Source organism: Acinetobacter sp. YH12132 (assembly GCF_013418645.1).
Classification (GTDB): Bacteria; Pseudomonadota; Gammaproteobacteria; order Pseudomonadales; family Moraxellaceae; genus Acinetobacter; species Acinetobacter indicus.
Genome location: NZ_VPBR01000001.1, coordinates 120,581 through 146,914 on the forward strand (window position 1 = coordinate 120,581; position 26,334 = coordinate 146,914).

Annotated in this window: 22 protein-coding genes and 3 tRNA genes; 14 read left to right on the forward strand and 11 right to left on the reverse strand. The window is 45.6% G+C overall.

Features of this window, described 5'->3' with window-relative positions:
- Positions 1 to 3: 3 nt before the first annotated feature.
- Together carB and carA are read right to left on the reverse strand one after the other, a co-directional pair.
- Positions 4 to 3,234, reverse strand: a complete 3,231-nt coding sequence (carB, locus tag FTU67_RS00555; protein ID WP_016659941.1) for a carbamoyl-phosphate synthase large subunit — start codon at positions 3,232 to 3,234, stop codon at positions 4 to 6.
- Positions 3,235 to 3,248: 14 nt separating this feature from the next.
- Positions 3,249 to 4,388: a glutamine-hydrolyzing carbamoyl-phosphate synthase small subunit gene (gene carA, locus FTU67_RS00560; protein ID WP_005176309.1), complete on the reverse strand. Its 1,140-nt coding sequence runs from the start codon at positions 4,386 to 4,388 to the stop codon at positions 3,249 to 3,251.
- Positions 4,389 to 4,698: 310 nt separating this feature from the next.
- Between carA and FTU67_RS00565 the strand changes: the two genes are divergently transcribed.
- Complete coding sequence (locus FTU67_RS00565; protein WP_160243447.1) at positions 4,699 to 5,190, forward strand: hypothetical protein; 492 nt, start codon at positions 4,699 to 4,701, stop codon at positions 5,188 to 5,190.
- Between the two features lie 94 nt (positions 5,191 to 5,284).
- Here the strand turns inward: FTU67_RS00565 and FTU67_RS00570 are convergent, their stop codons facing one another.
- Positions 5,285 to 5,824, reverse strand: a complete 540-nt coding sequence (locus FTU67_RS00570) for a DOMON-like domain-containing protein (protein ID WP_075167187.1) — start codon at positions 5,822 to 5,824, stop codon at positions 5,285 to 5,287.
- A gap of 9 nt (positions 5,825 to 5,833) precedes the next feature.
- Positions 5,834 to 6,157, reverse strand: coding sequence for a ribosome assembly RNA-binding protein YhbY (yhbY, locus tag FTU67_RS00575; protein WP_005176314.1), 324 nt, complete (start codon positions 6,155 to 6,157; stop codon positions 5,834 to 5,836).
- A gap of 196 nt (positions 6,158 to 6,353) precedes the next feature.
- Between yhbY and rlmE the strand changes: the two genes are divergently transcribed.
- From rlmE to FTU67_RS00600, 5 genes are all read left to right on the forward strand, one after another.
- Positions 6,354 to 7,004 carry a 23S rRNA (uridine(2552)-2'-O)-methyltransferase RlmE gene (gene rlmE / locus FTU67_RS00580; RefSeq protein WP_005176316.1) on the forward strand — a complete coding sequence of 217 codons (651 nt, stop codon included), beginning with the start codon at positions 6,354 to 6,356 and terminating at the stop codon, positions 7,002 to 7,004.
- Positions 7,005 to 7,138: 134 nt separating this feature from the next.
- The gene (gene ftsH, locus FTU67_RS00585; RefSeq protein ID WP_168398992.1) at positions 7,139 to 9,028 is read left to right on the forward strand and encodes an ATP-dependent zinc metalloprotease FtsH; all 1,890 of its coding nucleotides are present in this window, start codon (positions 7,139 to 7,141) and stop codon (positions 9,026 to 9,028) included.
- Between the two features lie 259 nt (positions 9,029 to 9,287).
- Positions 9,288 to 9,941, forward strand: coding sequence for a YitT family protein (locus FTU67_RS00590; protein WP_016659947.1), 654 nt, complete (start codon positions 9,288 to 9,290; stop codon positions 9,939 to 9,941).
- A gap of 188 nt (positions 9,942 to 10,129) precedes the next feature.
- Positions 10,130 to 10,981 (forward strand): dihydropteroate synthase, encoded by an 852-nt coding sequence (gene folP / locus FTU67_RS00595; RefSeq protein WP_180006792.1) that lies wholly within the window; start codon positions 10,130 to 10,132, stop codon positions 10,979 to 10,981.
- A 126-nt stretch (positions 10,982 to 11,107) separates the two neighbouring features.
- Positions 11,108 to 11,422, forward strand: a complete 315-nt coding sequence (locus FTU67_RS00600) for a DUF5713 family protein (RefSeq protein ID WP_016659949.1) — start codon at positions 11,108 to 11,110, stop codon at positions 11,420 to 11,422.
- 363 nt (positions 11,423 to 11,785) lie between these two features.
- Here FTU67_RS00600 and FTU67_RS00605 read toward each other — a convergent pair.
- Positions 11,786 to 11,871 (reverse strand) — tRNA-Leu (locus FTU67_RS00605).
- Between the two features lie 199 nt (positions 11,872 to 12,070).
- Here FTU67_RS00605 and FTU67_RS00610 point away from each other — a divergent pair.
- Positions 12,071 to 13,840, forward strand: a complete 1,770-nt coding sequence (locus FTU67_RS00610; protein ID WP_180006791.1) for an alkaline phosphatase — start codon at positions 12,071 to 12,073, stop codon at positions 13,838 to 13,840.
- Positions 13,841 to 13,880: 40 nt separating this feature from the next.
- On the opposite strand, the gene FTU67_RS00615 is transcribed toward FTU67_RS00610, so the two are convergent.
- From FTU67_RS00615 to FTU67_RS00625, 3 genes are all read right to left on the reverse strand, one after another.
- Complete coding sequence (locus FTU67_RS00615; protein ID WP_005176329.1) at positions 13,881 to 14,612, reverse strand: hypothetical protein; 732 nt, start codon at positions 14,610 to 14,612, stop codon at positions 13,881 to 13,883.
- A 91-nt stretch (positions 14,613 to 14,703) separates the two neighbouring features.
- Positions 14,704 to 14,789, reverse strand: a tRNA-Leu gene (locus FTU67_RS00620).
- Between the two features lie 14 nt (positions 14,790 to 14,803).
- Positions 14,804 to 14,877 (reverse strand) — tRNA-Cys (locus tag FTU67_RS00625).
- A gap of 153 nt (positions 14,878 to 15,030) precedes the next feature.
- Between FTU67_RS00625 and folD the strand changes: the two genes are divergently transcribed.
- A complete protein-coding gene (gene folD, locus FTU67_RS00630) occupies positions 15,031 to 15,879 on the forward strand; it encodes a bifunctional methylenetetrahydrofolate dehydrogenase/methenyltetrahydrofolate cyclohydrolase FolD (RefSeq protein WP_005176331.1) in 849 nt (282 codons plus the stop codon).
- Positions 15,880 to 16,080: 201 nt separating this feature from the next.
- Positions 16,081 to 16,749, forward strand: coding sequence for a methyltransferase (locus tag FTU67_RS00635; RefSeq protein ID WP_034597408.1), 669 nt, complete (start codon positions 16,081 to 16,083; stop codon positions 16,747 to 16,749).
- Positions 16,750 to 16,779: 30 nt separating this feature from the next.
- Here the strand turns inward: FTU67_RS00635 and FTU67_RS00640 are convergent, their stop codons facing one another.
- Together FTU67_RS00640 and FTU67_RS00645 are read right to left on the reverse strand one after the other, a co-directional pair.
- Complete coding sequence (locus FTU67_RS00640) at positions 16,780 to 17,214, reverse strand: hypothetical protein (RefSeq protein WP_005176335.1); 435 nt, start codon at positions 17,212 to 17,214, stop codon at positions 16,780 to 16,782.
- A 175-nt stretch (positions 17,215 to 17,389) separates the two neighbouring features.
- Positions 17,390 to 19,219 carry a phosphoenolpyruvate carboxykinase (GTP) gene (locus tag FTU67_RS00645; protein ID WP_005176337.1) on the reverse strand — a complete coding sequence of 610 codons (1,830 nt, stop codon included), beginning with the start codon at positions 19,217 to 19,219 and terminating at the stop codon, positions 17,390 to 17,392.
- A gap of 416 nt (positions 19,220 to 19,635) precedes the next feature.
- Here FTU67_RS00645 and FTU67_RS00650 point away from each other — a divergent pair, with 416 nt between their 5' ends.
- The 5 genes from FTU67_RS00650 to FTU67_RS00670 all read left to right on the forward strand — a co-directional run bounded on the left by FTU67_RS00650 (position 19,636) and on the right by FTU67_RS00670 (position 24,853).
- Positions 19,636 to 20,574, forward strand: coding sequence for a diacylglycerol kinase family protein (locus FTU67_RS00650; protein ID WP_180036419.1), 939 nt, complete (start codon positions 19,636 to 19,638; stop codon positions 20,572 to 20,574).
- Entirely contained in the window at positions 20,555 to 21,313 is a 759-nt protein-coding gene (locus tag FTU67_RS00655) for a metallophosphoesterase (protein ID WP_180036420.1), read from the forward strand. Before FTU67_RS00650 ends, FTU67_RS00655 begins: the two co-directional genes overlap by 20 nt.
- A gap of 200 nt (positions 21,314 to 21,513) precedes the next feature.
- Positions 21,514 to 21,804, forward strand: a complete 291-nt coding sequence (gene groES, locus FTU67_RS00660) for a co-chaperone GroES (RefSeq protein ID WP_004810787.1) — start codon at positions 21,514 to 21,516, stop codon at positions 21,802 to 21,804.
- A 57-nt stretch (positions 21,805 to 21,861) separates the two neighbouring features.
- Complete coding sequence (gene groL / locus FTU67_RS00665) at positions 21,862 to 23,496, forward strand: chaperonin GroEL (protein WP_127798938.1); 1,635 nt, start codon at positions 21,862 to 21,864, stop codon at positions 23,494 to 23,496.
- 202 nt (positions 23,497 to 23,698) lie between these two features.
- Positions 23,699 to 24,853 (forward strand): LuxR C-terminal-related transcriptional regulator, encoded by a 1,155-nt coding sequence (locus tag FTU67_RS00670; protein ID WP_180036421.1) that lies wholly within the window; start codon positions 23,699 to 23,701, stop codon positions 24,851 to 24,853.
- A gap of 62 nt (positions 24,854 to 24,915) precedes the next feature.
- Here the strand turns inward: FTU67_RS00670 and FTU67_RS00675 are convergent, their stop codons facing one another.
- On the reverse strand, positions 24,916 to 26,055 hold the full coding sequence (locus FTU67_RS00675) for a glycerophosphodiester phosphodiesterase (protein ID WP_180036422.1): 1,140 nt from the start codon (positions 26,053 to 26,055) through the stop codon (positions 24,916 to 24,918).
- Between the last annotated feature and the right edge of the window lie 279 nt (positions 26,056 to 26,334).

The following is a 26,334-nucleotide window of genomic DNA, read 5'->3' on the forward strand; positions in this document are numbered from 1 at the left end:
CAATTAACCTTTGCTTAAATCTTGCAAACGATAAACATCCATCGGCAATTTAATGGCTAACGCTTGGCATACCGCATCGGCACCATTCAGGGTAGTCGTATGATAGACCTTACCTTGCAGGGCAGAACGGCGGATTGAGAATGAATCCTGCTGCGCTTGTTTGCCTTCAGTGGTATTGATAATGAGGTGAATTTCGCCATTTTTCAAGCGGTCCACAATATTCGGACGACCTTCAGTTACTTTATTCACACGTTCACATTCAATTCCTGCGGCTTTGATCACATCATAAGTACCGCCGGTAGCGATAATTTTGAAGCCAAAGTCTGCAAGCTGTTTGGCAATACCTGCTGCACGTGGTTTATCAGAATCACGTACCGAAATGAATGCATGCTTGATTTCGCCTTCGGTTGGCAAACCTGGTAAGCGTTCATTCGAGCCTAACACAGCTTTGTAGAATGCTTCACCAAAAGTTTTACCCACACCCATTACTTCGCCTGTAGATTTCATTTCAGGGCCAAGGATTGGGTCAACACCCGGGAACTTGTTGAATGGGAACACCGCTTCTTTAACAGAGAAGTGCTCAGGAATAATCTCGGTTGTGAAGCCTTGTGACTCCAGAGATTGACCCGCCATACAACGTGCAGCAATTTTCGCTAATGATTCACCGATACACTTAGATACGAACGGCACGGTACGAGAAGCACGTGGGTTCACTTCCAGAATGTAAACGTCATCGCCTTTTACCGCGAACTGTACGTTCATTAAACCGATAACGCCCAGCTCTTTGGCCATCGCTACGGTTTGACGACGCATTTCGTCCTGTACTTCGTTTGATAACGAGTAAGGTGGAATCGAACATGCAGAGTCACCTGAGTGAATACCCGCCTGTTCAATGTGCTGCATGATCCCGCCGATCACCACATCTTTACCGTCAGATACGCAGTCTACGTCAACTTCAATCGCATCATCCAGGAAGCGGTCAAGAAGAACAGGGGCATCATTCGACGCCTGAACGGCATCACGTAAGTAACGCTTCAATTCTTCTTCGTTGTACACGATTTCCATCGCACGGCCACCTAGTACGTATGATGGACGTACCACCAGTGGATAGCCCACTTTCGCCGCTTCAGCAATACCTTCTTCAGCAGATTTTACGATGCTGTTGTTTGGTTGACGCAGTTGCAGACGTTGAATCATTTGCTGGAAACGTTCACGGTCTTCGGCACGGTCAATCGCATCTGGAGATGTACCAATGATTGGTGCACCAGCCTCTTCTAACGCACGCGCCAGTTTCAGCGGTGTTTGACCACCGTACTGTACGATAATGCCTTTAGGCTTCTCGGTACGCACGATTTCAAGCACATCTTCCAAAGTAATTGGTTCGAAGTACAGACGATCTGAGGTGTCATAGTCAGTAGAAACCGTTTCAGGGTTACAGTTCACCATGATGGTTTCATAACCGTCTTCACGCATCGCAAGCGCCGCGTGTACACAGCAGTAATCGAATTCGATACCCTGACCAATACGGTTAGGACCACCACCGATGACCATGATCTTGTCTTTCGCAGATGGATTCGATTCACATTCTTCATCGTAAGTTGAATACATATAAGCGGTATCAGATTCGAATTCTGCCGCACATGTATCCACACGTTTGTAAACCGGAGTCACGCCCAGGTTCCAGCGGTGTTTACGGAATTGTTTTTGTGAAATACCCATCAGGTTGGCGATACGCAGATCCGATAAACCTTTGCGTTTGAACGCACGGATGTTGTCTGCGTTTAAATCACCGAAACCTAAAGTTTTGATCTGGTTTTCAGTATTGATGATGTCTTCAATCTGAATCAGGAACCAGCGGTCAATTTTGGTCGCTTCAAATACTTCATCTAAAGTGAAGCCATGACGGAAGGCATCCGCTACGTACCAGATACGCTCTGGGCCTGGAACTTTAAGTTCTTGCAGGATTTTCTCGCGCGCACCTTCAGTACCCACTTCGATTTTTTCATCAAAACCAGAAGCACCGACTTCTAGACCACGAAGGGCTTTGTTGACAGATTCCTGGAAGTTACGGCCAATTGCCATTACTTCACCCACAGATTTCATCTGAGTCGTCAGTGTTGCATCTGCTTGCGGGAATTTTTCGAAGTTGAAACGTGGAACCTTGGTTACAACGTAGTCAATTGATGGCTCGAACGATGCAGGAGTTGTACCGCCAGTGATGTCGTTTTTCAGCTCATCCAGGGTATAACCCACTGCCAGTTTCGCTGCGATTTTCGCAATCGGGAAACCTGTTGCTTTAGACGCAAGGGCAGATGAACGCGATACACGCGGGTTCATTTCAATGATAACCATACGGCCATCTTTCGGGTTAATACCGAACTGAACGTTAGAACCACCGGTTTCTACACCAATTTCACGCAGTACCGCTAAAGACGCGTTACGCATGAGTTGATATTCTTTGTCGGTCAATGTTTGTGCCGGAGCAACTGTGATGGAGTCACCAGTATGCACGCCCATTGGGTCAAAGTTTTCGATTGAACAGACGATAATACAGTTGTCGTTTTTGTCACGAACAACTTCCATCTCGTATTCTTTCCAGCCAATGAGTGATTCATCAATCAATAACTGGTGAGTCGGAGACAGGTCGAAACCACGTTCACAGATTTCAAGGAATTCTTCGCGGTTGTACGCGATACCGCCACCAGAACCACCCATGGTGAATGATGGACGAATAATCACAGGGAAACCGAAGCGCGCCTGAATGTCCAGCGCTTCTTCCATAGATTCCGCAATCGCAGCTTTTGGACATTCCAGACCAATTTTACGCATTGCTTCGTCAAACAGTTTACGGTCTTCTGCTTTTTCAATCGCTTCTTTAGTCGCGCCAATCAGCTCAACATTGTATTTTTCTAAAATACCGTTGGCATCCAGAGCAAGGGCACAGTTCAGTGCAGTCTGGCCGCCCATGGTTGGTAAAACTGCATCTGGACGTTCTTTTTCAATGATCGCTGCAACGGTTTGCCAGGTGATTGGCTCGATATAGGTTGCATCCGCCATTGCCGGGTCAGTCATAATCGTCGCCGGGTTCGAGTTCACCAGAATGACGCGGTAACCTTCTTCACGCAGCGCTTTACAGGCTTGAGCACCCGAGTAGTCAAACTCACAGGCCTGACCGATAACAATAGGACCAGCACCAATAATTAAGATGCTTTTAATATCCGTACGCTTTGGCATTATTTGCTCCTTAATTACTTCTTAGCTGCTTCAAGAAGTTCGATGAAATGATCGAACAGTGGGGCACAGTCGTGTGGACCTGGGCTGGCTTCAGGGTGACCCTGGAAGCTGAATGCCGGCTTGTCTGTACGGTGGATACCCTGGTTAGTACCATCGAACAGTGAACGGTGGGTAACACGCAAGACTGCTGGCAGGTTGCTTTCATCCACTGCGAAGCCGTGGTTTTGCGAGGTAATCATCACTGTACCATCTTCGATGTTTTGTACAGGATGGTTGGCACCGTGGTGACCGTGCGCCATTTTCATGGTTTTTGCGCCAGAAGCCAGAGCAAGAATCTGGTGACCTAAACAGATACCAAACACAGGGAGATTGGTGGTTTCAACAATAGTTTTTACAGCTTCAATTGCATAATCACAAGCAGCTGGGTCGCCAGGGCCGTTCGACAGGAACACGCCATCTGGATTTAACGCAAGTACGTCAGCAGCAGGGGTTTGTGCAGGCACAACGGTCAGTTTACAGCCGCGGTCTGCCAGCATACGCAGGATGTTGGTTTTGACACCGTAGTCGTATGCAACCACATGGAATTTAAGTTCAGGTTGAGTAAAGCCTTTGCCAAGTTCCCATGAGCCTTCGGTCCATTCAAAACCGTTCGGGTCACAGCATTCTTTTGCAAGGTCTAAACCGTTTAAGCCGCCAAATGCACGTGCTTTTGCAATTGCTTCTTCTTCAGTGATATTTTCACCAGCCAGAATACAACCGTTTTGCGCACCTTTTGCACGTAAAATACGAGTCAGTTTACGCGTGTCGATATCGGCAATGGCAACCACATTGTGTTGCTTCAGGTAATCCGCTAAAGACTGTGTAGAACGGAAGTTGCTATGCAATAAAGGCAAATCACGAATGATTAATCCGTTGGCCCATACTTTATGAATACGACCAGATTCTGCGTCTTCTTCATTACAACCTGTGTTACCAATATGCGGGTAAGTTAAAGTCACAAGTTGCTGTGCATAACTCGGGTCAGTCAAAATTTCTTGATAGCCAGTCATGGCAGTGTTAAAAACGACTTCACCAGTCGTACTACCCGATGCACCGATTGACGTTCCTTTGAAGATCGTACCGTCGGCAAGGGCTAAAATGGCGGGGGTGCTCAAACCAAAGCTCCTGAAATTTAGGCTGTAAAAAAGCGAGTAGACGAAAAAAAAGGAAGGCTACTATACAACCTACCCTCCTCACATCTGCTCGCTTGAACTTAACAGCGCATTATACGCACCAACTCTGAAAAAGTCCACGTTCTTGAAGCGGAATATCCAATAAAAAAGTATTCTTTTGGTGCAAAAGCATGTTTGTCACGCAATGTCACAGAAATGTAAGCATTTAATAATTGTCTAACAAATCAAAACTTAAATTTTATCTGTTTCTACTATGCTGTGGTCTTTCATAATAACAGGCGGGTGAACGGCAATGACAGCAGAACAAAAACAGCCAGCGGCTAAAAACTCCTTAAAAGACGTGGTGGCAGAAGGCACTGAAAAGCTTGAACAGGCAGCGCAAGAGGCCAAGCAGCAGGTTACTGAAGCAGTCGGGGAGACCCAGGAAAAACTGCAGACCGAAGCGAAAAAATTTAATGGCAGCGTGCAGGAGCAGCTCAGTCAGCTCAAGAAGGAGCTACTGCAGAAAATTGAATCGCTCAAGGGGCATTTTGGCAGCTCACAAAAAGATCTTGGTGAACTAAAAGAGTTCGTGAAAACCGAGTTTAATGCGGTGATTGAAGATTTGAATAAAATTGGCAAAGAGCTTAAAGCCGATGTCAGCCAGATTTCAGTCAAGCATAAAGACCAGTTAACTGAAACCTTCAAGCGCTCCAAAGAACATACCTTGGAAACCTGGAAAAAAGTTGTACCAGCAAAAGAGGCGGCACCTGCTTCTGAAACCGACACCACCCTTAAAAGCTAAGGCGTGTTGTAGCGGGTGCGTGCGATGCAGGCAATAAAAAAGTGAGGTCATGTGCCTCACTTTTTTATACTGCGTTTTAGTTCAGACATAATGCCTAGAACTGATGCAGCCAATCGCGCTTGTTATGAAAATCGGCCTGTGGACTGCTGTGCTGCATGGCGTAATAGTGTTCACCTTCAGAAGTGTTTAACACGGCAGTTAAACCAATGAACAGATCCGACCACTTTAATTTATGCTTGGCCATGAATTCGCCCAAGTCCAGACTGACATTCAGTCCATAATGGGTGCGTTTCAGCTGGTTGAGCTCAATATCATAGGCGGCTTGCGGCGGCATATCTTCCGGATAGCGATATTCCTCAAACTGATAGGCCTGCCAGGCTTGAGATGGAGAAAGATTAATTTCACGATAAAAATCTTCCCCATGAACCCCAATAAACACTTCAAAACAGGTGTTCTGCCAGAGAAAATCCTGACGCGGATGCGCAGACACCAGATCGGGCCACTGCACATACTGGTTCGGATCACGCAGCCAGTAACCAATATTCAGGTTAAACGGGCTTTGCTGCTCAATCGCCCCGACCAGGGAGATGGCCTGAAAACGGCGATCAAAAGCACTCAGTTCATAACTTGCCATAAGGAAAAATTATTTTGCCAGATGCGCGTGACGAACCAGGTTCGATAATTTTGGATTTTGCGGTTTGGCTTTTTTATACAGCAGGGCAATTTTACCAATGGTCTGTACCACTTCTGCACCAGTCGCTTCTGCAATTGCCTCAATTACAGCTGCACGTGCTTCACGGTCTTCACCGCCAATTTTCACTTTAATCAGTTCGTGGTCGTTTAACGCACGCGTGGTTTCTTCAATGACATTTTCAGTAAGCCCTTGTCCGCCAATCATCACAACCGGATTGAGTGCATGACCGATTTGACGTAAACGCTTGCGTTCCTGAATAGATAAAGCCGCCATAAAAATAACCTGATTTTAAAAACGGCTTAGTATAGCAAATCCCAATTTGAAACGCTGTAAAATCTGCGCAAATAATCGATGCAAATAATAGAAAAAATCACACCCTCTACGTCCATTTAACTACACATCTGTACTGCAAGCGCGGCAATTTTCACGTACAATTATAAATTAGAAGGTTTTTAATATTTAGAGAGTTATGGCAACACGCATTACCAACCAGAAATTATCCAAAAGTAGTCGTGCGTGGATGAGAGAGCACCTGGATGACCCTTTCGTGAAAAAAGCCCAGAAGGAAGGTTATCGTGCGCGTGCTGCGTATAAACTGCTAGAGATTCAGGAAAAATATAAAATTATCAAACCCGGCATGACGGTGGTCGATCTGGGGGCTGCGCCCGGCAGCTGGTCGCAAATTGCCGGCAAACTGGTCGGTGACAAAGGGCTGGTGATTGCATCGGATATTTTGCCTATGGATGCCTTACCAGATGTGACCTTCCTGCAAGGTGACTTCCGTGAGGAAGAAGTTTTTGAAAAATTGTTAAATATTTTAAATGGCCGGACTGTAGACGTTGTAATTTCCGATATGGCCCCCAATACATCAGGTAATAGAGCAGTAGATCAGCCACGACAAATCTATTTATGTGAACTGGCTTTGGACTTTGCGCAAAAAGTGCTGGGGCCAAACGGACAGTTTGTTGTGAAGGTGTTCCAGGGTTCTGGCTTCGATGAATTTCGCAAACAGGTCGTCGACAGCTTCGATGTATTAAAGACTGCAAAACCGGCAGCTTCTCGTGCACGTTCGAAAGAAGTGTTTTTGATCGGACAGGGCCGGAAGAAGGCATTCAAATAAAGTTTACTTGCCAAGCCGTTAAAAATTGTGCATTTTGTACGTTTTTAAGAGTTTTGTAGGCTGATCTTCAGCTTTAACATTAAGGTCACCCTGTAAAGGGCATGATCAAATTAGATTGATATGGGAATAAAGCTTTGAGCGATCTCTTCAAGAATGCCGTATTGTGGCTAATTATACTTGGTGTACTGATTCTGATTTTCAGTAACATCAATGGCAGTGATAAGCCAACGTCAATGAACTATTCCGAGTTCGTTGCGGCGGTGGATGCTGGTCAAATTAAAAAAGTTACAATTGATGGCGAAAGAATTAGTGGTGAAAAAGCCAATGGCTCACCATTTGAAAGTATTCGTCCGGCGGTTCAAGATCCTGAACTCATGCCGAGCCTCATTGAAAACAACGTTGTTGTTGAAGGTACTGCACCTCAACGTCAAGGTTTGTTGATGCAGTTGCTGATTGCAAGTTTCCCTGTGCTCTTAATCATTTTGTTATTCATGTTCTTTATGCGCAACATGGGTGGCGGTGCAGGCGGTAAGAACGGTCCGATGAGCTTCGGTAAGTCAAAGGCAAAAATGCTGTCTGAAGACCAGATTAAAGTCACCTTTACTGATGTTGCGGGTTGTGATGAAGCAAAACAGGAAGTCGTGGAAATCGTTGACTTCCTGAAAGATCCGGCCAAATTCAAACGTCTGGGGGCAACTATTCCTAAGGGCGTCCTGATGGTGGGTCCTCCGGGTACGGGTAAAACCCTGCTTGCAAAAGCGATTGCAGGTGAAGCGAAAGTTCCATTCTTCAGTATTTCAGGTTCTGACTTCGTAGAAATGTTCGTGGGTGTCGGTGCATCTCGTGTCCGTGACATGTTCGAGCAGGCGAAACGCCACGCGCCATGTATTATCTTTATTGATGAGATTGATGCGGTCGGTCGTCACCGTGGTTCAGGTACTGGTGGTGGTCACGATGAGCGTGAGCAGACCTTAAACCAGATGCTGGTCGAAATGGACGGTTTTGAAGGCAACGAAGGTATTATCGTCATTGCCGCAACCAACCGTGCCGATGTACTGGATAAAGCTTTATTACGTCCAGGTCGTTTTGACCGTCAGGTGATGGTGGGCTTACCCGATATTAAAGGTCGTGAGCAAATCTTGAATGTTCACCTGAAAAAATTGCCTTCAACCACAGGTGTGGATGTAAAAGTCCTTGCACGTGGTACACCGGGCTTCTCGGGTGCACAGTTGGCCAACTTGGTGAACGAAGCAGCGCTATTTGCTGCACGTCGTAACAAGAACACGGTCGACATGCATGACTTTGAAGACGCCAAAGACAAGCTGTACATGGGTCCTGAACGTAAATCGATGGTGATTCGTGAAGAAGAACGTCGTGCGACGGCTTATCATGAAGCAGGCCATGCCATTGTGGCGGAAATGCTGCCGGGTACGGATCCTGTGCATAAAGTTACGATTATGCCGCGTGGTTGGGCGCTGGGTGTAACCTGGCAGTTGCCTGAGTTTGATCAGACCAGCCATTACAAAGACAAGATGCTGAAAGAAATTTCAATCCTGTTTGGTGGTCGTATTGCTGAAGAAATTTTCATTAATCAGCAATCTACCGGTGCATCGAACGACTTTGAGCGTGCAACCAAAATGGCACGTGCCATGGTGACCAAATACGGTATGTCGGACAAACTAGGCGTGATGGTTTATGAAGATGATTCACAGCAATCCTTCATGGGCAGCCTGGGTAGCCGGACCATTTCTGAAGCGACACAGCTGGAAGTGGACCGTGAAGTGCGCCGCATTCTGGATGAGCAATATAAAGTGGCCTGGGATATCTTGGAAAACAACAAAGAGATTGCCCATGCCATGGTAAAAGCGCTGATGGATTGGGAAACCATTGATCGTGAGCAGATTCGTGACATTATGGAAGGCCGTGAACCACAGCCACCAAAAGTATATGTTGCAGAAAATCCGGTGATTGATGTAACCCCAAGCAATGGTCCAAGCACACCACCACCATTGCCAGCCAACTAAGAATATTTTAAGAAAACCACCTTCGGGTGGTTTTTTTATGCATGAAATTTGCATGTATTTATGGGTACCTGACCCAATTGGTTAGATGAAAGGTCTATGCAAGCCATAAACCCGGACAGGAGAAAAGACAACAATTAAAGATTGTAGAAATTTTTATCCTTTGTCATATTAAAAACGCAATAAAAATACCACGTGCCACAAGCACACACATGCTATTCACCACAGACCACAAGTACAGGGTGAACAGGGGATTCTCAACATGAATAACCAATCTAATCCAAGCGCGTTAAAAGCTGCGCCTCTACCATCGATGCATCCGCTTAAACATAGTTATATGGATGACAGCCTAGCACTGTTCTCAGGAACGCTGTTTGTCGGAATTACCCTGATTCTGTATGAACAGGCAGGTCTGCTGACCGGGAGTACCGCAGGGATTGCTTTTGTGCTGCACTATGCAACTGGCTGGTCGTTTAGTTTGCTGTATTTTCTGATTAATCTGCCGTTTTACTGGTTTGCGTGGCGCAGACTGGGCAAAAGCTTCACGCTGAAAACCTTTATTTGTGTGGCCTTACTTTCTTTATTGACCTATATTGTGCCGCAATATCTGGACATTCATTATTTGCATCCACTTTTTGCCGCCATTGCTGGCGGCTTAATGCTGGGAACCGGTATTCTGTTTTTGGCCCGGCATCAATCGAGTTTGGGTGGCGCCACCATCTTGTCGCTGTATTTGCAAGACAAAGCTGGCATCAGTGCCGGTAAGGTACAAATGGCCATTGATTGTGTGGTCGTTGCATTGGCTTTTGGGGTGATGCCATATCAGCAGGTGTTGTGGTCTATCTTGGCAGCGGTGATTATGGGTATCTTTTTGGCCCTCAATCATCGGCCGGGGCGTTATCAGGGTCAGTCATAATCTCCTGTCTTTAATAGGGGATCTATCAGCTGTTTTGTCGGACGAAAAAAATGATCCCTTTTGTGAAATTAAGCCGACTGTCCAAGCTGTTGCAATATGCAAATAAGCCGCAGTTTGACATCTAAGGCTTTACTTTACTGAATTATCCATAAGACAATATTTGCCTTATTGTGAATGAGGAGAAAAACATGCAGCTGATGCCATTACCGCAGCGTCAATGGAGCTTTGGAGCTTTAACTTTGGATCTGTCTCAGCCGCATGTGATGGGAATCTTGAATGTAACCCCGGACTCGTTTAGTGACGGGGGGCAGCACAATGAAAAAGAGCAGGCGATTGCCCGTGCCAAACAGATGATTGCTGAAGGTGCCACCGTCATTGATGTGGGGGGTGAATCGACCCGTCCCGGCGCAGCGGTGGTGGAAATTGATGAAGAAATCCGCCGGGTGGTGCCTGTGGTCGAGGAGCTGGCCAAACTGGATGTGGTGATTTCAATTGATACTTCACAGCCGGAAGTGATTCGTGCGGCAGTAGCGGCCGGTGCACATATCTGGAATGATGTGCGGGCTTTAACCCGTCCTCAGGCGCTGGAAACCGCAGCTGAATTAAATATTCCGGTGATCATCATGCATATGCGCGGTGAGCCAACCACCATGAATAATCTGGATCAATATGAAGATGTCACTACAGATGTTATTCGTGAACTCTCGCAACGGGTTCAGGATGCACTGGATGCCGGGGTCAAGGCTGAAAACATTATGATTGATCCGGGCTTTGGTTTTGCCAAAAATGTCCAGCAAAATCTGCAATTGCTAAATGAGTTCCATAAACTGACTGACATGGGTTATCCAATTTTATCTGCCTTGTCGCGTAAACGTTTTATTGGCAGTGTGCTGGATGCCGCAGAGCCACAGCAACGTGCAGTTGGTTCAGCCACTGCGCATTTGCTGAGTATTCAGCAGGGTGCCTGTATGGTGCGCGCGCATGATGTGAAAGCTACCGCCGATGCCATTAAAATCTGGCAGGCGATGCAATTGGCTTAAGGGCTGCTCTATACCAGCCTGCTTTATATCATATAGGTATTCAAATCTCGCTCAGTTTGGCTTTTCAGGGGCTTTGTGCTATATAGCCTGTCTTGAATTTGACCTTTTGTAGTTTTGAGTGCCTGTATGTTTACAGATTTACTTCTCCCCATGTTTGACGATGACTATTATCCCGATATTCTGGTCGCTGAAATCAAACAGTCCATTGAACAGTTTGCGAAAAAAGTCGCCAAGCCGAATTTGTCCGAGGCGGATATTTATCACTTCGCCCATGAAACGGTAAGTGTCATCAACAAGATGAAACCACAATTTGAAGATCTGGACTCATCACTGGATGATACTGCGGCGGACTATATTGCCGAAGCGATGATGATGGTGCTGCAAGATGCCGGCTATTTCGAGCTGGAAATGGAAGAGCTGGTATCGAATCGAGAGTGGTAAGCCGCTCTCTTTTTTTATAATGGGGTGATCTGGGTTTGAGATGATTCTATCGCTCAATCTTACAGAGTGTACAGTAAATAGCAGCTCTGTTTCGGATATGCTTTAGTCCTCTCATCTACCTGCAAGACCTACTCAGCAGGTTGCTTTGCTGTACGGGCGTTTCTTGATCATATTAAATGCTTGATTCATCGGCGGCATAAATGCTTGAAAAACAGCTTGGCAAGGTGAGTAGGGTGACCTGATATTTCATCCTTCTTTTTATATTTCTTCTCTTTCTATTCAATCTGTTTTATTAAATTTCGGGCATAAAAAAACCAGCTTGACGCTGGGTAATTTATTGCACCATTTTAAGATCTATTAAAATGGTGCCCGAGGCCAGACTCGAACTGGCACGCTTTGAGGGCGGGGGATTTTAAATCCCCTGTGTCTACCGATTTCACCACTCGGGCATGTGCGCAATAATAGAGGAGGATGGAAAACTTGGCAAGTAAATTTGCTTACAATTGCTTTCTTTTCAAGCAAATCATTGTATTAGCCTAAACTCTCGGCAGGGAAGGAAACGACTGTCATCATTTTTTCATCAAAATGAGATCAAAGCTAAACCTCGGTTTTCTAAGGTAGATCAAATAAAAACAACAGGAAAACCGTATGACAACGCACATGAACCGTCGTGAACTGATTCAAAAAACCATTGCTGGTTTTGGGGCACTGTCTTTGCCACTCAGCTTAACTGCCTGTGGCGATGATGATCCAGAGCATCCATCTCCTGATGCGCCACAAATACAATTTTTACATGGTGTGGCCAGTGGTGACCCATTGGCAGACCGGGTGATTCTATGGACCCGTCTTAGCCCCGAAGATACGGCTATGCGTCTGGAAGTACAGTGGGAAATCGCGACCGATCAGGCGTTTCAGCACATTGTAAATACGGGCAAAGTGCTGACCACACAGGCGCAGGACTTTACCGTCAAAGTTGATGCAGACGGTTTAGAAGCCAATCAGACCTATTTCTACCGTTTCCGCTATGGCGCGCAAAGCTCACCGGTAGGCCAAACCAAAACCTTGCCGCTTGATACTGCTGCTGTAAAGTTTGCGGTCTGTTCCTGCTCCAACTATCCGGCCGGTTATTTCCATGTCTATAAGGAAATGGCCAAGGAAAATCTGGATGTGGTCATCCATCTGGGTGATTATATTTATGAATATGGCGCCGATGGTTATGCCACTGAAGATGCGGAAAAACTGGGACGTACCTTGGCCGCAGATAACAATCAGGAAATTATCCGTTTAGATGATTATCGCAAGCGTTATGCCTTATATCGTGGGGATACCGACTTACAGGCGGTGCATCAGCGCCATCCGTTTATTGTAATCTGGGATGACCACGAGCTGACCAATGATACCTGGATGGAAGGGGCGGAGAATCATCAGGACAACGAAGGTGATTTCTTTGCACGCAAGTTGGCTGCATTGCAGGCCTATTTTGAGTGGATGCCAATTCGTCCGGTCTCTGAAAATGACCATCTGAATATTTATCGCCAGTTTAATTTCGGTCAGCTGGTGCAGTTAAATATGCTGGATACGCGGGTATTGGCGCGTCACAAGCAGCTGGATTATGCCCATTATTTAACCGCGATCGGTCTGGATGCCGCCCGATTTAGCGCAGATTTAACTGACACTAACCGTACCTTGCTTGGCCGTACTCAGTTTACCTGGTTGGCGCAGCAGCTGACCCAATCTCAGGCCATCTGGAATGTGCTGGGGCAACAGGTGCTGATGGCGAAAATGCTGATTCCGGCGGAAATCTTGCAGGTGCTCGGGCAAATCACCAGTGGTCAGGCAACCGTAGAGACCTTGGCCAATGTCGAGCGGATGCTGGTAGAACTGGTGACGCTAAAAAGCCGTTATTTACAGGGCGATCCCACTTTAACCGCACAGGAAAAAGCCCGTATTCTGACCGTGGTGCCGTATAACCTGGATGCTTGGGATGGCTATGCTTACGAGCGTGAAGCACTGTATAGCATATTGGGTCAACTGGGTAAAAAAGTGGTGGTGCTGGCGGGCGATACTCATAATGCCTGGTCTGCACAGCTGTATGATGCCCAGCAGAACTTTGTCGGGGTGGAGCTGGCCACCAGTTCGGTGTCCTCTCCGGGGATGGAAAAATATCTGCAGATTCCGGCGGCCAAGCTATACGAATTTGAATTTGCCTTTAATACCCTGATTGATGAGCTGAGTTATTGCAACCTGAATCAGCGAGGTTATCTGACCGTCAGCTTTACGGCAGATGAGATGCTGGCCGAGTGGAAATTCGTGAACACGGTCAAAGCAGCAGATTATCAACTGGATGATGCGCGTTATCACCGTCTGCAATACACGCCGGCTCTGGTGGAAATTAAAGACCTGCCGGCCAGTGCTTAAACCCTGTTTCTATAAAAAAACCGGGATTGTCCCGGTTTTTTTATTGGCTGATTTCGTTGAGATAACTGTCCAGATCAATAAATTTAATCTGCTGCGCAAACTTGTGTTCAACCTGCATGATTTGCTGATGCAGATTGGCATATTTCATCCGCTGTACCGCCAGGTCTGCATAGCGTGCCGAACTTTTGGGATAAAAGTACATTTTTAGGTGGGTATTACGAAGCTGACGATATGACCAGTACGCTGCACGGCGAATCTGCTGCAAACAGTATTGCTGTTCTGGTGTAGCCTCATGACGAAACAGGTTTTCTTTATAAAAACGTACAAAGCCAAAACTCAGGGCAAAAAAGAACAGTATCCCTTGCAATAGCACGCTTTGCCAGTAATAGACATTTAGCGCCTGCACTAAAATCACGATCGCCAGTTTGATTGGGGTATGGCGGAGCATGCGATATAAGGCCGCTGCACTGTGTTTGAGTTGATAAATCACATAGGGTGTCGTGAGCATCAACAGCAACATGAGCGCTAAAATTGCCATACTTTTGCTTTGTGCGGCATCAAACTGTGGCAAGTGCTGCTGAATCACATCTGCAAGGACCATCGACAGCGGAATAAAAATCAGCAGGGCCAGCACCCAGGGGAGGATTTCTTTCCACTCATCCAGCATGCCTTTGATTTTTATTGCGCCATACAGCAGAAAATTGCGTTTAAATGCAGCCGGATGGTGTTGTTGTAGCTGTTGTAGAAAAAGCAGGGGCTGTTGTGGGGTCATGGACAGGGTCAACGCAGAAGCTAAATTGCAGGCATAAAAAAACCAGCTTGACGCTGGATTCTTTACTGCACCATTTTAAGATCTGTTAAAATGGTGCCCGAGGCCAGACTCGAACTGGCACGCTTTGAGGGCGGGGGATTTTAAATCCCCTGTGTCTACCGATTTCACCACTCGGGCATTTTTACCAAGATTGGAGGCGGAGGTCGGAATCGAACCGGCGTCCACGGAGTTGCAGTCCGCTGCATGACCACTCTGCCACCCCGCCACGTCTTGGTGATGCACATATTAGCAAGCTCTGGAAAAAAAACAATACTATAAATCGCGCATATGCACATAAATTCGGCATATGAAAGAAAATTGCCTAAATTATCATGTATTATTTGCAAAATTGATTCCTATCAACATTTGGAGATGTGCCGTGGCATTAGTTTTGGATGGTCGTGCATTAGCAAAGCAAATTGAAGCTGACTTGTTAACACGCGTAGAAGCATTAAAGGCGAAAACAGGTCGTACCCCAATTCTGGCGACTATTTTGGTAGGTGACGACGGTGCATCTGCAACTTATGTACGTATGAAAGGGAATGCCTGCCGCCGTGTCGGTATGGACTCTTTAAAAATCGAGCTTCCACAGGAAACCACCACTGAGCAGTTACTGGCTGAAATTGAAAAACTCAATGCCAATCCTGATGTACACGGTATCCTGTTACAGCATCCGGTACCGGCACAAATTGATGAGCGTGCCTGCTTCGATGCCATTTCACTTGAAAAAGATGTCGATGGTGTGACTTGTTTGGGTTATGGTCGTATGGCGATGGGTGAAGCGGCCTATGGTTCGGCAACACCAGCGGGCATCATGACTATTCTGAAAGAAAACAACATCGAAATCGCGGGTAAACATGCAGTGGTGGTTGGTCGTTCGGCTATTCTGGGTAAACCAATGTCGGCGATGCTGCTAGAAGCCAATGCAACTGTAACCACCTGTCACTCACGCACACAAAACCTGGCTGAATTCGTGAAGCAGGCAGACATTATTGTGGGCGCAGTTGGTAAAGCTGAACTGATTCAGAAAGACTGGATTAAGCCAGGTGCAGTGGTCGTTGATGCGGGCTTCCACCCACGTGAAGGCGGCGGTGTTGGTGATATCCAACTCGTTGGTATCGAAGACATCGCTTCTGCTTACACACCAGTGCCAGGTGGTGTTGGTCCGATGACGATTACAACCTTGATTCGTCAAACCGTAGAAGCGGCTGAGAAGGCTTTGGGTTAATAAATTGACCTCTCCCTGACCCTCTCTTGCGCTTCGATTTAAAAGCAGTGCTTTAAATCTTGCTCAGGAGAGGGAAAATTCATTGTAAAAATAATGGATACTCCTTCTCTTGCGCCGTATACGGCTCAGGGAGAAGGTTGGGATGAGGGTAAAACCTCTAACATCAGATTTTTGCTGAAATACATAAAGAATAAAAACCCAATGAGCTGCACCTTTCAATTTCCTAAAGCCCCTGAACATCTATTAAGTGCTTTGCATGATGTGATTCCACATTGTGAACTGCAGGCACAGCAATTGCCTGAAACACCGATTTCACTTTGGTTGATTCCGCCGGTTTTTCCCACCGATAAACTCGATGATGAAGTCATCCGCCGGATCTGGAATGATACGCCGTACTGGATTTTCTGCTGGGCCTCAGGATTGGCCATGGCGCAGTGGTTGCTGGCTGAACCACATCATGTGAAAAATAAAGTGGTGCTGGATTTTGGCGCAGGTTCAGGTGTGGTGGCGATTGCTGCCAAAATGGCAGGTGCCAAGCGGGTGATCTGCTGTGATATTGATCAGGTCAGTCTGGATGCCTGTCGGGCCAATGCCGAACTTAATGGCGTCGAGCTGGAATATCTGGATGATCTCTACAAAGCCGAGCAGGTTGATGTACTACTCGCAGCGGATGTGCTGTACGATCAATGCAACCGTTTTTTCCTGGATGAGTTTTTAAAATTTGCCCCAGAAGTGTGGGTGGCGGACAGCCGGGTGAAAAACTTTAGCCATCCCAAATATGAAAAGCTGGATGAGCGTAGTGCCACCACTTGGCCCGATTTAGATGAGTCGCCCGAATTTCGTAATGTCAGTTTTTATAAGACGCTGTAAACAGCGTCTTTTTTATTGGCTTGCAGAAGCTTAAGAGCAGGTATAGCGCACCACAGTTAAAGTGCTTGGGCGGGCAGTGAGGGCATCACGTGTGGCCGGATTTTCACTGCTGTGCAGGCCAGGGGTATTCGACAGGCTGAAGGTGGCACGGGTATCGCCAATTTGACGTCCTGGAGCAGTAAGATTATTACCGGCCGCCGGGTTGGCAATTTCATTGACGCTGAGAATATTTAATTTAAAGACTTTATTGCTGGCCAGCACTTTCTGGCAGGCACGTTGTAGGCGCTGTTCATCTAATTGCTGATTGTTGCGTGTTGCAAGGGTGTAAGCCAAGGTGGCTGTGCTGTCAGTGCGGCTTTCGATCTGATAACCGACATTGCCATTAAATTCGCGTGGCCCACTCTGGCAGGCAGTGAGCAGGGTAACCGTACAGGCAAGTCCTAAAAGTTTATAAGTATTGTTCATCGCTATTATGGCTCATGATCTCTAATTTATACTTTCAAGTATGCCATAAAAGCCTGACCTGGGGACGACTGCTTTCCTCAATGATGTGTTGAAATTTATTGCCGGTAAAATGTAGCGTGTATAGGCAGGCAATAAAAAAGGCCGCTTTCGCGACCTCTTTCATGTTAATCAGCAATTAAGCAGATTTAACCGCTTCTAAAAGCTCAGCTTGACGTTTTTTCAATGCTTCTGGTAAACGCTCACCCAGTTTATTGAATAACTCAGTGTGGCTTTCCAGTTCTTTGATCCATTGATCTTTGTCTTGTGCTGTCACAGTTTCAAATTGCTCTTTAGAGAAATCTAAACCAGTCCAGTTCAGCTGTTCGTAAGTTGGAACGCGGCCAATTGGAGTGTCTACAGCATCTGCACGACCTTCACAACGGTCAATGATCCACTCAAGTACACGCATGTTTTGACCGAAACCAGGCCATACGAAGTTGCCTTCAGCATCACGACGGAACCAGTTCACGTTGTAGATACCAGGCAGTTTGTTACCTGCAGCTTCAGCTTTCGCACCCACTTTCTCACCCATTTCTAACCAGTGAGAGAAGTAGTCCGCCATGTTGTAACCCGCGAATGGCAGCATTGCGAATGGGTCACGACGAACGATACCTTGTTGACCAACCGCAGCAGCAGTGGTTTCAGAACCCATGGTTGCCGCTTTATACACGCCATCAACCCAGTCAAATGCTTCTGAAATTAGAGGCACTGTGTCTGCACGACGACCACCAAAGATGAATGCAGAGATTGGAACACCTGCTGGATTTTCCCAGTCAGCATCAATTGAAGGACATTGACCTGCAGATACGGTGAAACGCGCGTTTGGATGCGCTGCTTTTTCTTCGCCAGTATGTGGTTGACCTTTCCAGTTGGTCAGGTTTGCAGGTGCTTCTTTAGAAAGACCTTCCCACCATACTTCGCCATTGTCAGTCACAGCAACGTTGGTATAGATCACGTCTTTGTGCAGCGTCGCCATACAGTTCGGGTTAGTTTTGGTGTTTGTACCAGGTGCTACACCGAAGAAACCAGCTTCAGGGTTGATTGCGTATAGACGACCATCTTCACCTGGTTTGATCCAGGCAATATCGTCACCTACAGTTTCAATCTTCCAGCCTTCATAACCAGCTGGTGGAATCAGCATCGCGAAGTTGGTTTTACCACATGCAGATGGGAATGCCGCTGCGATGTAGTGTTTTTCGCCTTGAGGATTGGTTACGCCAAGAATTAGCATGTGTTCAGCTAACCAGCCTTGTTGACGACCCATGAACGATGCAATACGTAACGCCAGGCATTTTTTACCTAACAATGCGTTACCGCCGTAACCTGAACCGTAAGACCAGATTTCACGTGTTTCTGGATAGTGCACGATGTATTTTTCTTTGTTGCAAGGCCATGCAACATCTTTTTCACCTTCGGCAAGCGGAGCGCCTACAGTGTGTACACATGGAACGAATTCGCCATCTGTACCTAATACGTCATAAACAGCTTTACCCATACGAGCCATTTTAGACATGCTGACTGCAACATAAGGAGAGTCAGTTAACTCGATCCCGATGTGTGCAATGTGTGAACCGAGTGGACCCATTGAGAATGGAACCACATACAGCGTACGACCTGCCATTGAACCGTCAAATAAACCGTTCAATTTTTCGCGCATTACTGCAGGCGCTTCCCAGTTGTTGGTCGCACCGGCATCTTCCTGGTTTTCAGAGCAGATGTAAGTACGGTCTTCAACACGAGCTACGTCAGAAGGATCAGAGTTTGCAAGATAAGAACCAGGGTGAGTTTCTTGGTTAAGCGCTTGCATTGTGCCGTTAGCGATCATCAAGTCGATATAACGTTGATATTCTTCTGCGCTACCGTCACACCATTCAATTTTTGCTGGTTTTGTTAATTTAGCAATCTCTTCCACCCAAGCAATAAGCTTAGGGTGACGAACGAATTCTGGTGCGTTCACTTGGGTCATGGTGAGGCCTATCTAAAATGTGTACAAACTGTTGTACAAAGTACAATCTGAGAGATGAAATGAACCGCTCAGATGAAATATGAAAAAAAAGTGGCTGTATTAAAGCACAAAATGACGAAAAAAATAAGACTAAAGGACTAAAGGAATTATTTTGGTAGTTAATGCAATCTAAATGATAAGTTTATAAAAAACAACAAGATAATGTTTAAATAAGGGGGTATCTTATTTATTTTTTATATTTATGTATATTATTTAATTTATTTATTTCTTTTTAAAACAATAATTTATATCTAAATTTTTTCTGAGAATCATTATTGATTAAATAAATGGTGGTAATTCGATTTTTACATAAAGGTGCTTTAAATTTCCACTTAATTGGCTGAAATTAGAACAAATGCTTTAAAGATGTGGACAAAATGTCTGAACAATTCAAGCCATTGTCTATTGTGTATAACAAAAAATCAGGCTTTCATGCGACCCATAAAACCGAGGTATATGAAGAGCTGATCCAGATTTTTTCCCAATACGGTTTTGAAATCCAGTCCTTTGATATCGAACAGTATTCTAGTTTTGATGAATTAATGGCGCAGGTATTTTTACGTCATCAGGACCCGGACAATTATGGCGTGGTGGTGGCCGCAGGGGGCGATGGCACCTTGAATGCTGTGGCGGCCAAACTAATTCATACCGATATTCCCATGGGCATTTTACCTTTAGGTACCTTTAACTATGTGGCCCGGGTATTTGATATTCCGGTAGATATTATTCAGGCAGCGCATGTGATTGCAACCGGCCGGCCACGCAAGGCGCATATCGCGCGGATCAATGAACACATCTATTTAAACAATGCCAGCCTGGGGCTATATCCTTTATTTATCCAGAAAAGGGAGCTGTATAACCGCTATCTGGGTCGCTTTCCTTTACATGCCTATACCTCCGGTCTGGATGTAATGATTCGCCATCGCAAGGAGCTGAAATTAAAAGTTGAAGTCGATGGCAAGCTGTTTCCGGTGAAAACTCCGTTGGTATTTTTTGGCAATAACCAGCTGCAATTGTCGGAGATGAATTTGCGTATTGCTGCAGCGGTGGCACAGGGCAAGGTGGCCGGCATTGTGGTGGCGAAAAGCGATAAGTTGACCTTGTTTAAAATTTTATGGCAGCTGGTGAAAGGGGAAATTGAACAAGCGCCCGATGTATATACTTTTGCTGCAGATCAGGTGGTGATTCATGCACAACTAAAAACCATGCAGGTGGCCATTGATGGTGAAATTGTCCGGATGCGACCACCGCTAATAGTCACAGTGGAAAAAAATGCCTTAAATATGATGGTGCCTTATGATTCTGCATCTGTCTGACTTGCATTTTGGCACCGAAAAGCCGGTCTGCATGGCAGCCATCCGGCAATTTTGCCTGGAGCATCAGGCTGAAGCGATAGTGGTCAGTGGTGATTTAACCCAGCGTGCGCGTTTTAAACAGTTTTATGACTGTAAGCAGTTTCTCGACAGCCTGGAGCGGCCGTATCTGGTGGTGCCGGGCAATCATGATATTCCGCTATTCGATTTATGGACCCGTTTTGTCAATCCATTTGCGCGTTATCAGCTGTTTTTTGGCAAGATGGAAACTGTGCTGGAAACCGAGCATTTTTTTCTGATTGGTTTAAACAGTATCCGGCGGCGTTACCATACCCGCGGGCATATTTCGCTGGCGCAAATCCAGCTGGTCGATCAGATTCTGGCCGCGGCGCCGGCGCATAAAATCAAGCTGATTGCTGCGCATCAACCGTTTTATACCCCGCCGGATGATCCGCATGGGGTAAAAGACTGTCCAATGCTTGGCAAAATGGCGCTGGAAAGCTGGAGTCAGCATGGCCTGTTCGGGCTGTTGCATGGTCATCTGCATCAGTCCGCAGTCTATGATTTAAACCAGATTTATCATTTGCAGGCCAGTCATCCGGTGCTGGATATTCATGCCGGCACGGCGCTGTCTTATCGTCTGCATCGTCGTTTTAATAACAGCTTTAATGTGATTCATGACAGCGGTGAAATTCAGGCCTATTTTTTTAATGAACGCACACAAAAATTTGAACCGTATTAGAAATATGGGGAATAAAGCGACAGTGGTCTGATGGCTGGCGAAAAAAAAGACAAAAAACAGATTTTTTTTCATTTTTCCCCTTGAAGCGTTTTTTTCCATCCCCACAAAAGTGACATCTAAAATTCATTTTGATGATGACCAAAGGAATAAATAAGTCGTCATCAGTTATCTAACGAAGACTTAGTCTGATGGAGTTATTTATGAGCAACATTCGTCCATTACATGACCGTGTAGTAATTCGTCGTGTCGAAGAAGAAACAAAAACTGCTGGCGGCATTTTATTGCCAGGTTCTGCTGCTGAAAAACCTGCTCAGGGTGAAATCATTGCAGTTGGTAATGGTCAAATCACAGACAATGGCGTACGTGCATTAGATGTGAAAGTTGGCGATAAAGTATTGTTTGGTACCTATGCCGGCACCACTGTAAAAGTAGACGGTGAAGAACTGCTTATTATGAAAGAGTCTGACATTTTAGCTGTTTTAGAAGGCTAATTTCTCACTAACTCAATGGTTATCAGATTTAGTTAAGATTTAAAATTGGAGTAAATCATGTCAGCTAAAGACGTAAAATTTGGTGATTCAGCTCGTAGCAAAATGATTGCGGGTGTCAACATTCTTGCAGATGCAGTGAAAGTAACGTTAGGTCCTAAAGGCCGTAACGTGGTGATCGACCGTTCTTTCGGCGCACCGCACATCACTAAAGATGGTGTTTCTGTTGCGAAAGAAATCACGTTAAAAGACAAGTTCGAGAACATGGGTGCGCAACTGGTTCGTGAAGTGTCTTCTAAAACCAATGACATTGCAGGTGACGGTACCACAACTGCAACTGTATTGGCGCAAGCCATCCTGAACGAAGGCATCAAGTCAGTGACTGCGGGTATGAACCCAATGGACTTGAAACGCGGTATCGACATCGCGGTGAAAACTTTAGTGGCTGAAATCAAATCAACTGCACAACCTGCATCTGATTCGAAAGCAATTGAACAAGTCGGTTCGATCTCTGCAAACTCTGACACCACTGTAGGTGCTTTAATTGCACAAGCAATGGAAAAAGTGGGCAAAGAAGGCGTAATCACTGTTGAAGAAGGTTCAGGCTTTGAAGATGCACTTGACGTTGTAGAGGGTATGCAGTTTGACCGTGGTTATATCTCTCCATACTTCGCCAACAAACAAGATACATTGACTGCTGAACTTGAAAACCCGTTCATCCTGCTGGTAGACAAGAAAGTCAGCAACATCCGTGAACTGATTACGGTTCTTGAAGCGGTTGCAAAAACAGGTAAGCCACTATTAATTATCGCTGAAGATGTTGAAGGTGAAGCGCTTGCGACGCTTGTTGTGAACAATATGCGCGGCATCATCAAAGTATGTGCGGTGAAAGCACCTGGCTTCGGTGACCGTCGTAAAGCAATGCTGCAAGACATCGCGATTTTAACTGGCGGTACTGTGATTTCTGAAGAAATCGGTATGCAGTTAGACCAAACAACGCTTGAACACTTAGGTACTGCACACAAAGTAACTGTATCTAAAGAAAACACCGTGATTGTGGATGGTGCGGGTAACGCAGGCCAAATCGCTGAGCGTGTTCAACAAATCCGTGCGCAAATCGAAGAATCGACTTCTGAATACGATAAAGAAAAACTTCAAGAACGCGTTGCTAAATTGGCAGGCGGTGTAGCAGTGATCAAGATCGGTGCTGCAACTGAAGTTGAAATGAAAGAGAAAAAAGACCGCGTAGACGACGCGCTTCATGCAACTCGCGCTGCAGTTGAAGAAGGTGTGGTTGCTGGTGGTGGTGTTGCACTGGTACGTGCTGCCAAAGCACTTGACGGTGTAACAGGTGCCAACGATGACCAAAACGTAGGGATCAACATCCTGCGCCGTGCAATCGAAGCGCCGCTTCGTCAAATCGTGGCAAACGCAGGTGATGAACCATCTGTTGTGATCAACGCTGTGAAAAATGGTGAAGGTAACTTCGGTTATAACGCTGCAACTGGTGAATACGGCGACATGCTTGAAATGGGTATTCTTGACCCAGCGAAAGTAACCCGTTCTGCACTTGAGCATGCTGCATCTGTTGCGGGCTTAATGCTCACAACTGAGTGCATGATCACTGAAATCCCGGAAGAAAAACCAGCAATGCCTGACATGGGCGGCATGGGTGGTATGGGCGGCATGATGTAATACATCTGCTGGTCATTCGATCATAAAAATCCCCGCAATTGCGGGGATTTTTTTATATGCAGGTCAATAAAAAACACAATGCAGTAAAACTAAACTTAATGCATAAAAAAGTAAGAAATAGATAAATGGTTCAAAAATAATTAAATGTATGATGAGCTTTTGTATTAAATTGGTAGGGCTTAATGATTAAGCTGGGGGAGAGATGAAAGAACAAGAACACCAGATCATTGGGTTAATTTATGATGCCGCGATGGATACGCGTTTATGGCCGCAAGTAATTGAAGCCATTGTGCACTACACCAACAGTAAAACCGCGATTTTTACCGCTCTGGACCAGTTAAGTCCAAGTTATGACTTTGTGCATACCTATAACATTCCGCAAGCCTGTATTGATGCCTATCAGGACGAACGGATTAAAGTCATTGATATGAAACTGCATGCGCCGTTATGGCAGCAAACCGGGGTGGGGGATACCATTGAGCAAAACTTGCAGTCGTATGGCCAGATGCCAGGCACAGATGAATATATCTTTTATGAGCGCTGTCTGGAGCCGACTGGGATTTGTCATATCGCAGCTGTTTTACTCGATCAGGGGCAACATCGTTGGGCGGTCTTGGGTATTCACCGGGCGCCCGATGCTCAGCCTTATAGTCCGGAAGAGCATGAATTTCTTAAGCGGATCGGTAAGCATTTACGCCGGGCACTACAAATTCATCGGCAGCTTTGTCAGGCCAAGCAGCAGAAACTGGCTTTAGGTCATATTCTAGATCACTTAAAAACAGGCGTGCTGCTACTCGATCAGCAGTCCTGTTTAATTTATGCCAACAGTAAAGCTCAGGAAACACTCAATCGCTCCAATCTGATTGAGCTGGACCGTTATAATCGTTTAAAGGTAGAACGCGGTTTTCAGGCCAAACTCGATCAGCTCATTGAGGGGGCTGGTTCGGACTTAAGTCAATGGAATAAAGAACCAGGCGGGGTGATTGAGCTGACAGCAGCTGATCAGAGTACCTTAATGCTAACGGTGATTCCTTTTAATTTAAGCCAGCTAAAAAATACTGAAGGACTACCAGAACAGGCCTATGTCGCGGTTTTTGTGACTGAAACCGGGCAGAAATATTATTTAGCCAAAGATTATTTAAAGCAGCAGTATCACTTGTCGAATCGGGAAGTTGAGTTATGTGAGGTGCTGATTAATGGTTATAAACTTGAAGAGATTGCAGAGCATTGCAAGCTGACGTTAAGCTCGGTGCGTACCTATTTTAAGAATATTTATGAAAAAACCGGGTGTACATCGCAGATTGAATTGATGCATTTATTAATGGGCTGTACCATTCATTTTGAGCATATCGTATAGGCTGTTTTGTTTGAAAGTAGAAAAAAGACGCATGCCGCGTCTTTTTTAATATATGAGAATTTTTACTGTTTTAAAAACAGGTCTGCAGCCTGACGTCCTAGTCCAGGATCATCTGTAAAGACACCATCAACACCGGCTTTAAAGAAGATTTCAAACTCGGCCAACGCCCCTGTTTCACACTTCTCAGCAGGATTTGGACTACAATCGAGGCGATCAGGTAAAAAATCATTTTCTGGGCGCAAGGTATAAGGATGTACTTTCAGGCCCTGTGCATGTGCCAGACTCACAAAATTGGTGATTACTCCCTGATTACTGACGATATAGGTTTTACTTGGTCCCACACCATCAGCATATTGCGCAACCGTTTTAAGTCCTTCTGCACTGGCCAATTGACCATAAGTAGTCCCCAGACCTGCTTTTAGTGCATCAGCAGGCTGAGAACTCTGTCCGCTGTAGAGCTGAATGATTTTTGCATGTTGCAAGGTGTTTAAACGATCTAGCTGACTGCGTAGATATTGCAGATTTTTAACTTCAAAAGATTGTAGATAGACTGGGGCAATACTTCGCGAATATTCATATTTCGCCAAGCTACTCAATAAACGGTCTTCCATGGCCAGATTTAAATCCTGGAAATAGGTTGGGTGTTTAGTCTCAATATACAGCCCAATAATTTTTCCTGTTTTTTGATAGTGCTGATCAGCCAGTTCAATAATTTCTTCTATCGTCGGCACTAAAAACTGATCATTATATTGAGTGTTTTGTGGCCGAATATCTGGAATACGTTCGCGGGCTTTCAGCTGCTTCAGTTCACTTAAGGTGAAGTCTTCGGTAAACCAGCCTGTTAAGCTGACTCCATCAATGATTTTGGTGGTTTTACGATCTGCAAATTGTGGCAGTTCACTGACATTGGTCGTACCGCCAATTTCATTTTCATGACGAGCAACCAAATAACCATCTTTGGTTGGAACCAGATCAGGCTCAATAAAATCTGCACCATCCTCAATGGCTTTTTGATAAGCCTCCAAGGTATGTTCAGGACGCAAGGCGCTAGCGCCTCGATGTCCGACAATAATAATTTCAGGTTCAACATAGGCCGGTGGTGTCGGCGTTGGAGTGGGATTATGCGTTTGATTATCACGATCATCACTATTACAAGCAGTTAAAGTGAGAATGCTGGTCAGTATCAGTGTTTTTCTTAGCATGCGGTCCTCTGATGATGCTGCTATTTTATTTGACGCATGCGTAGTGTTGAAGGAAAAACTTGCATTCTCATGACAGGTTGCAAAATAGCGACAATGTAAATGATGCTAGAGCGAGATAAATCTTTTATCTCCACATTTTCTCCTTATTTTTCGTTCAACACATCTTTATGTAATATTTTCTTGTATTTTTGGCTTTAGTCACTGAATATCAATATAAATTTGCTAGGGTAAAGCGCCTTCAGAAGTGCTCAACCAAATCTTGGCTCAACCCCATCATGT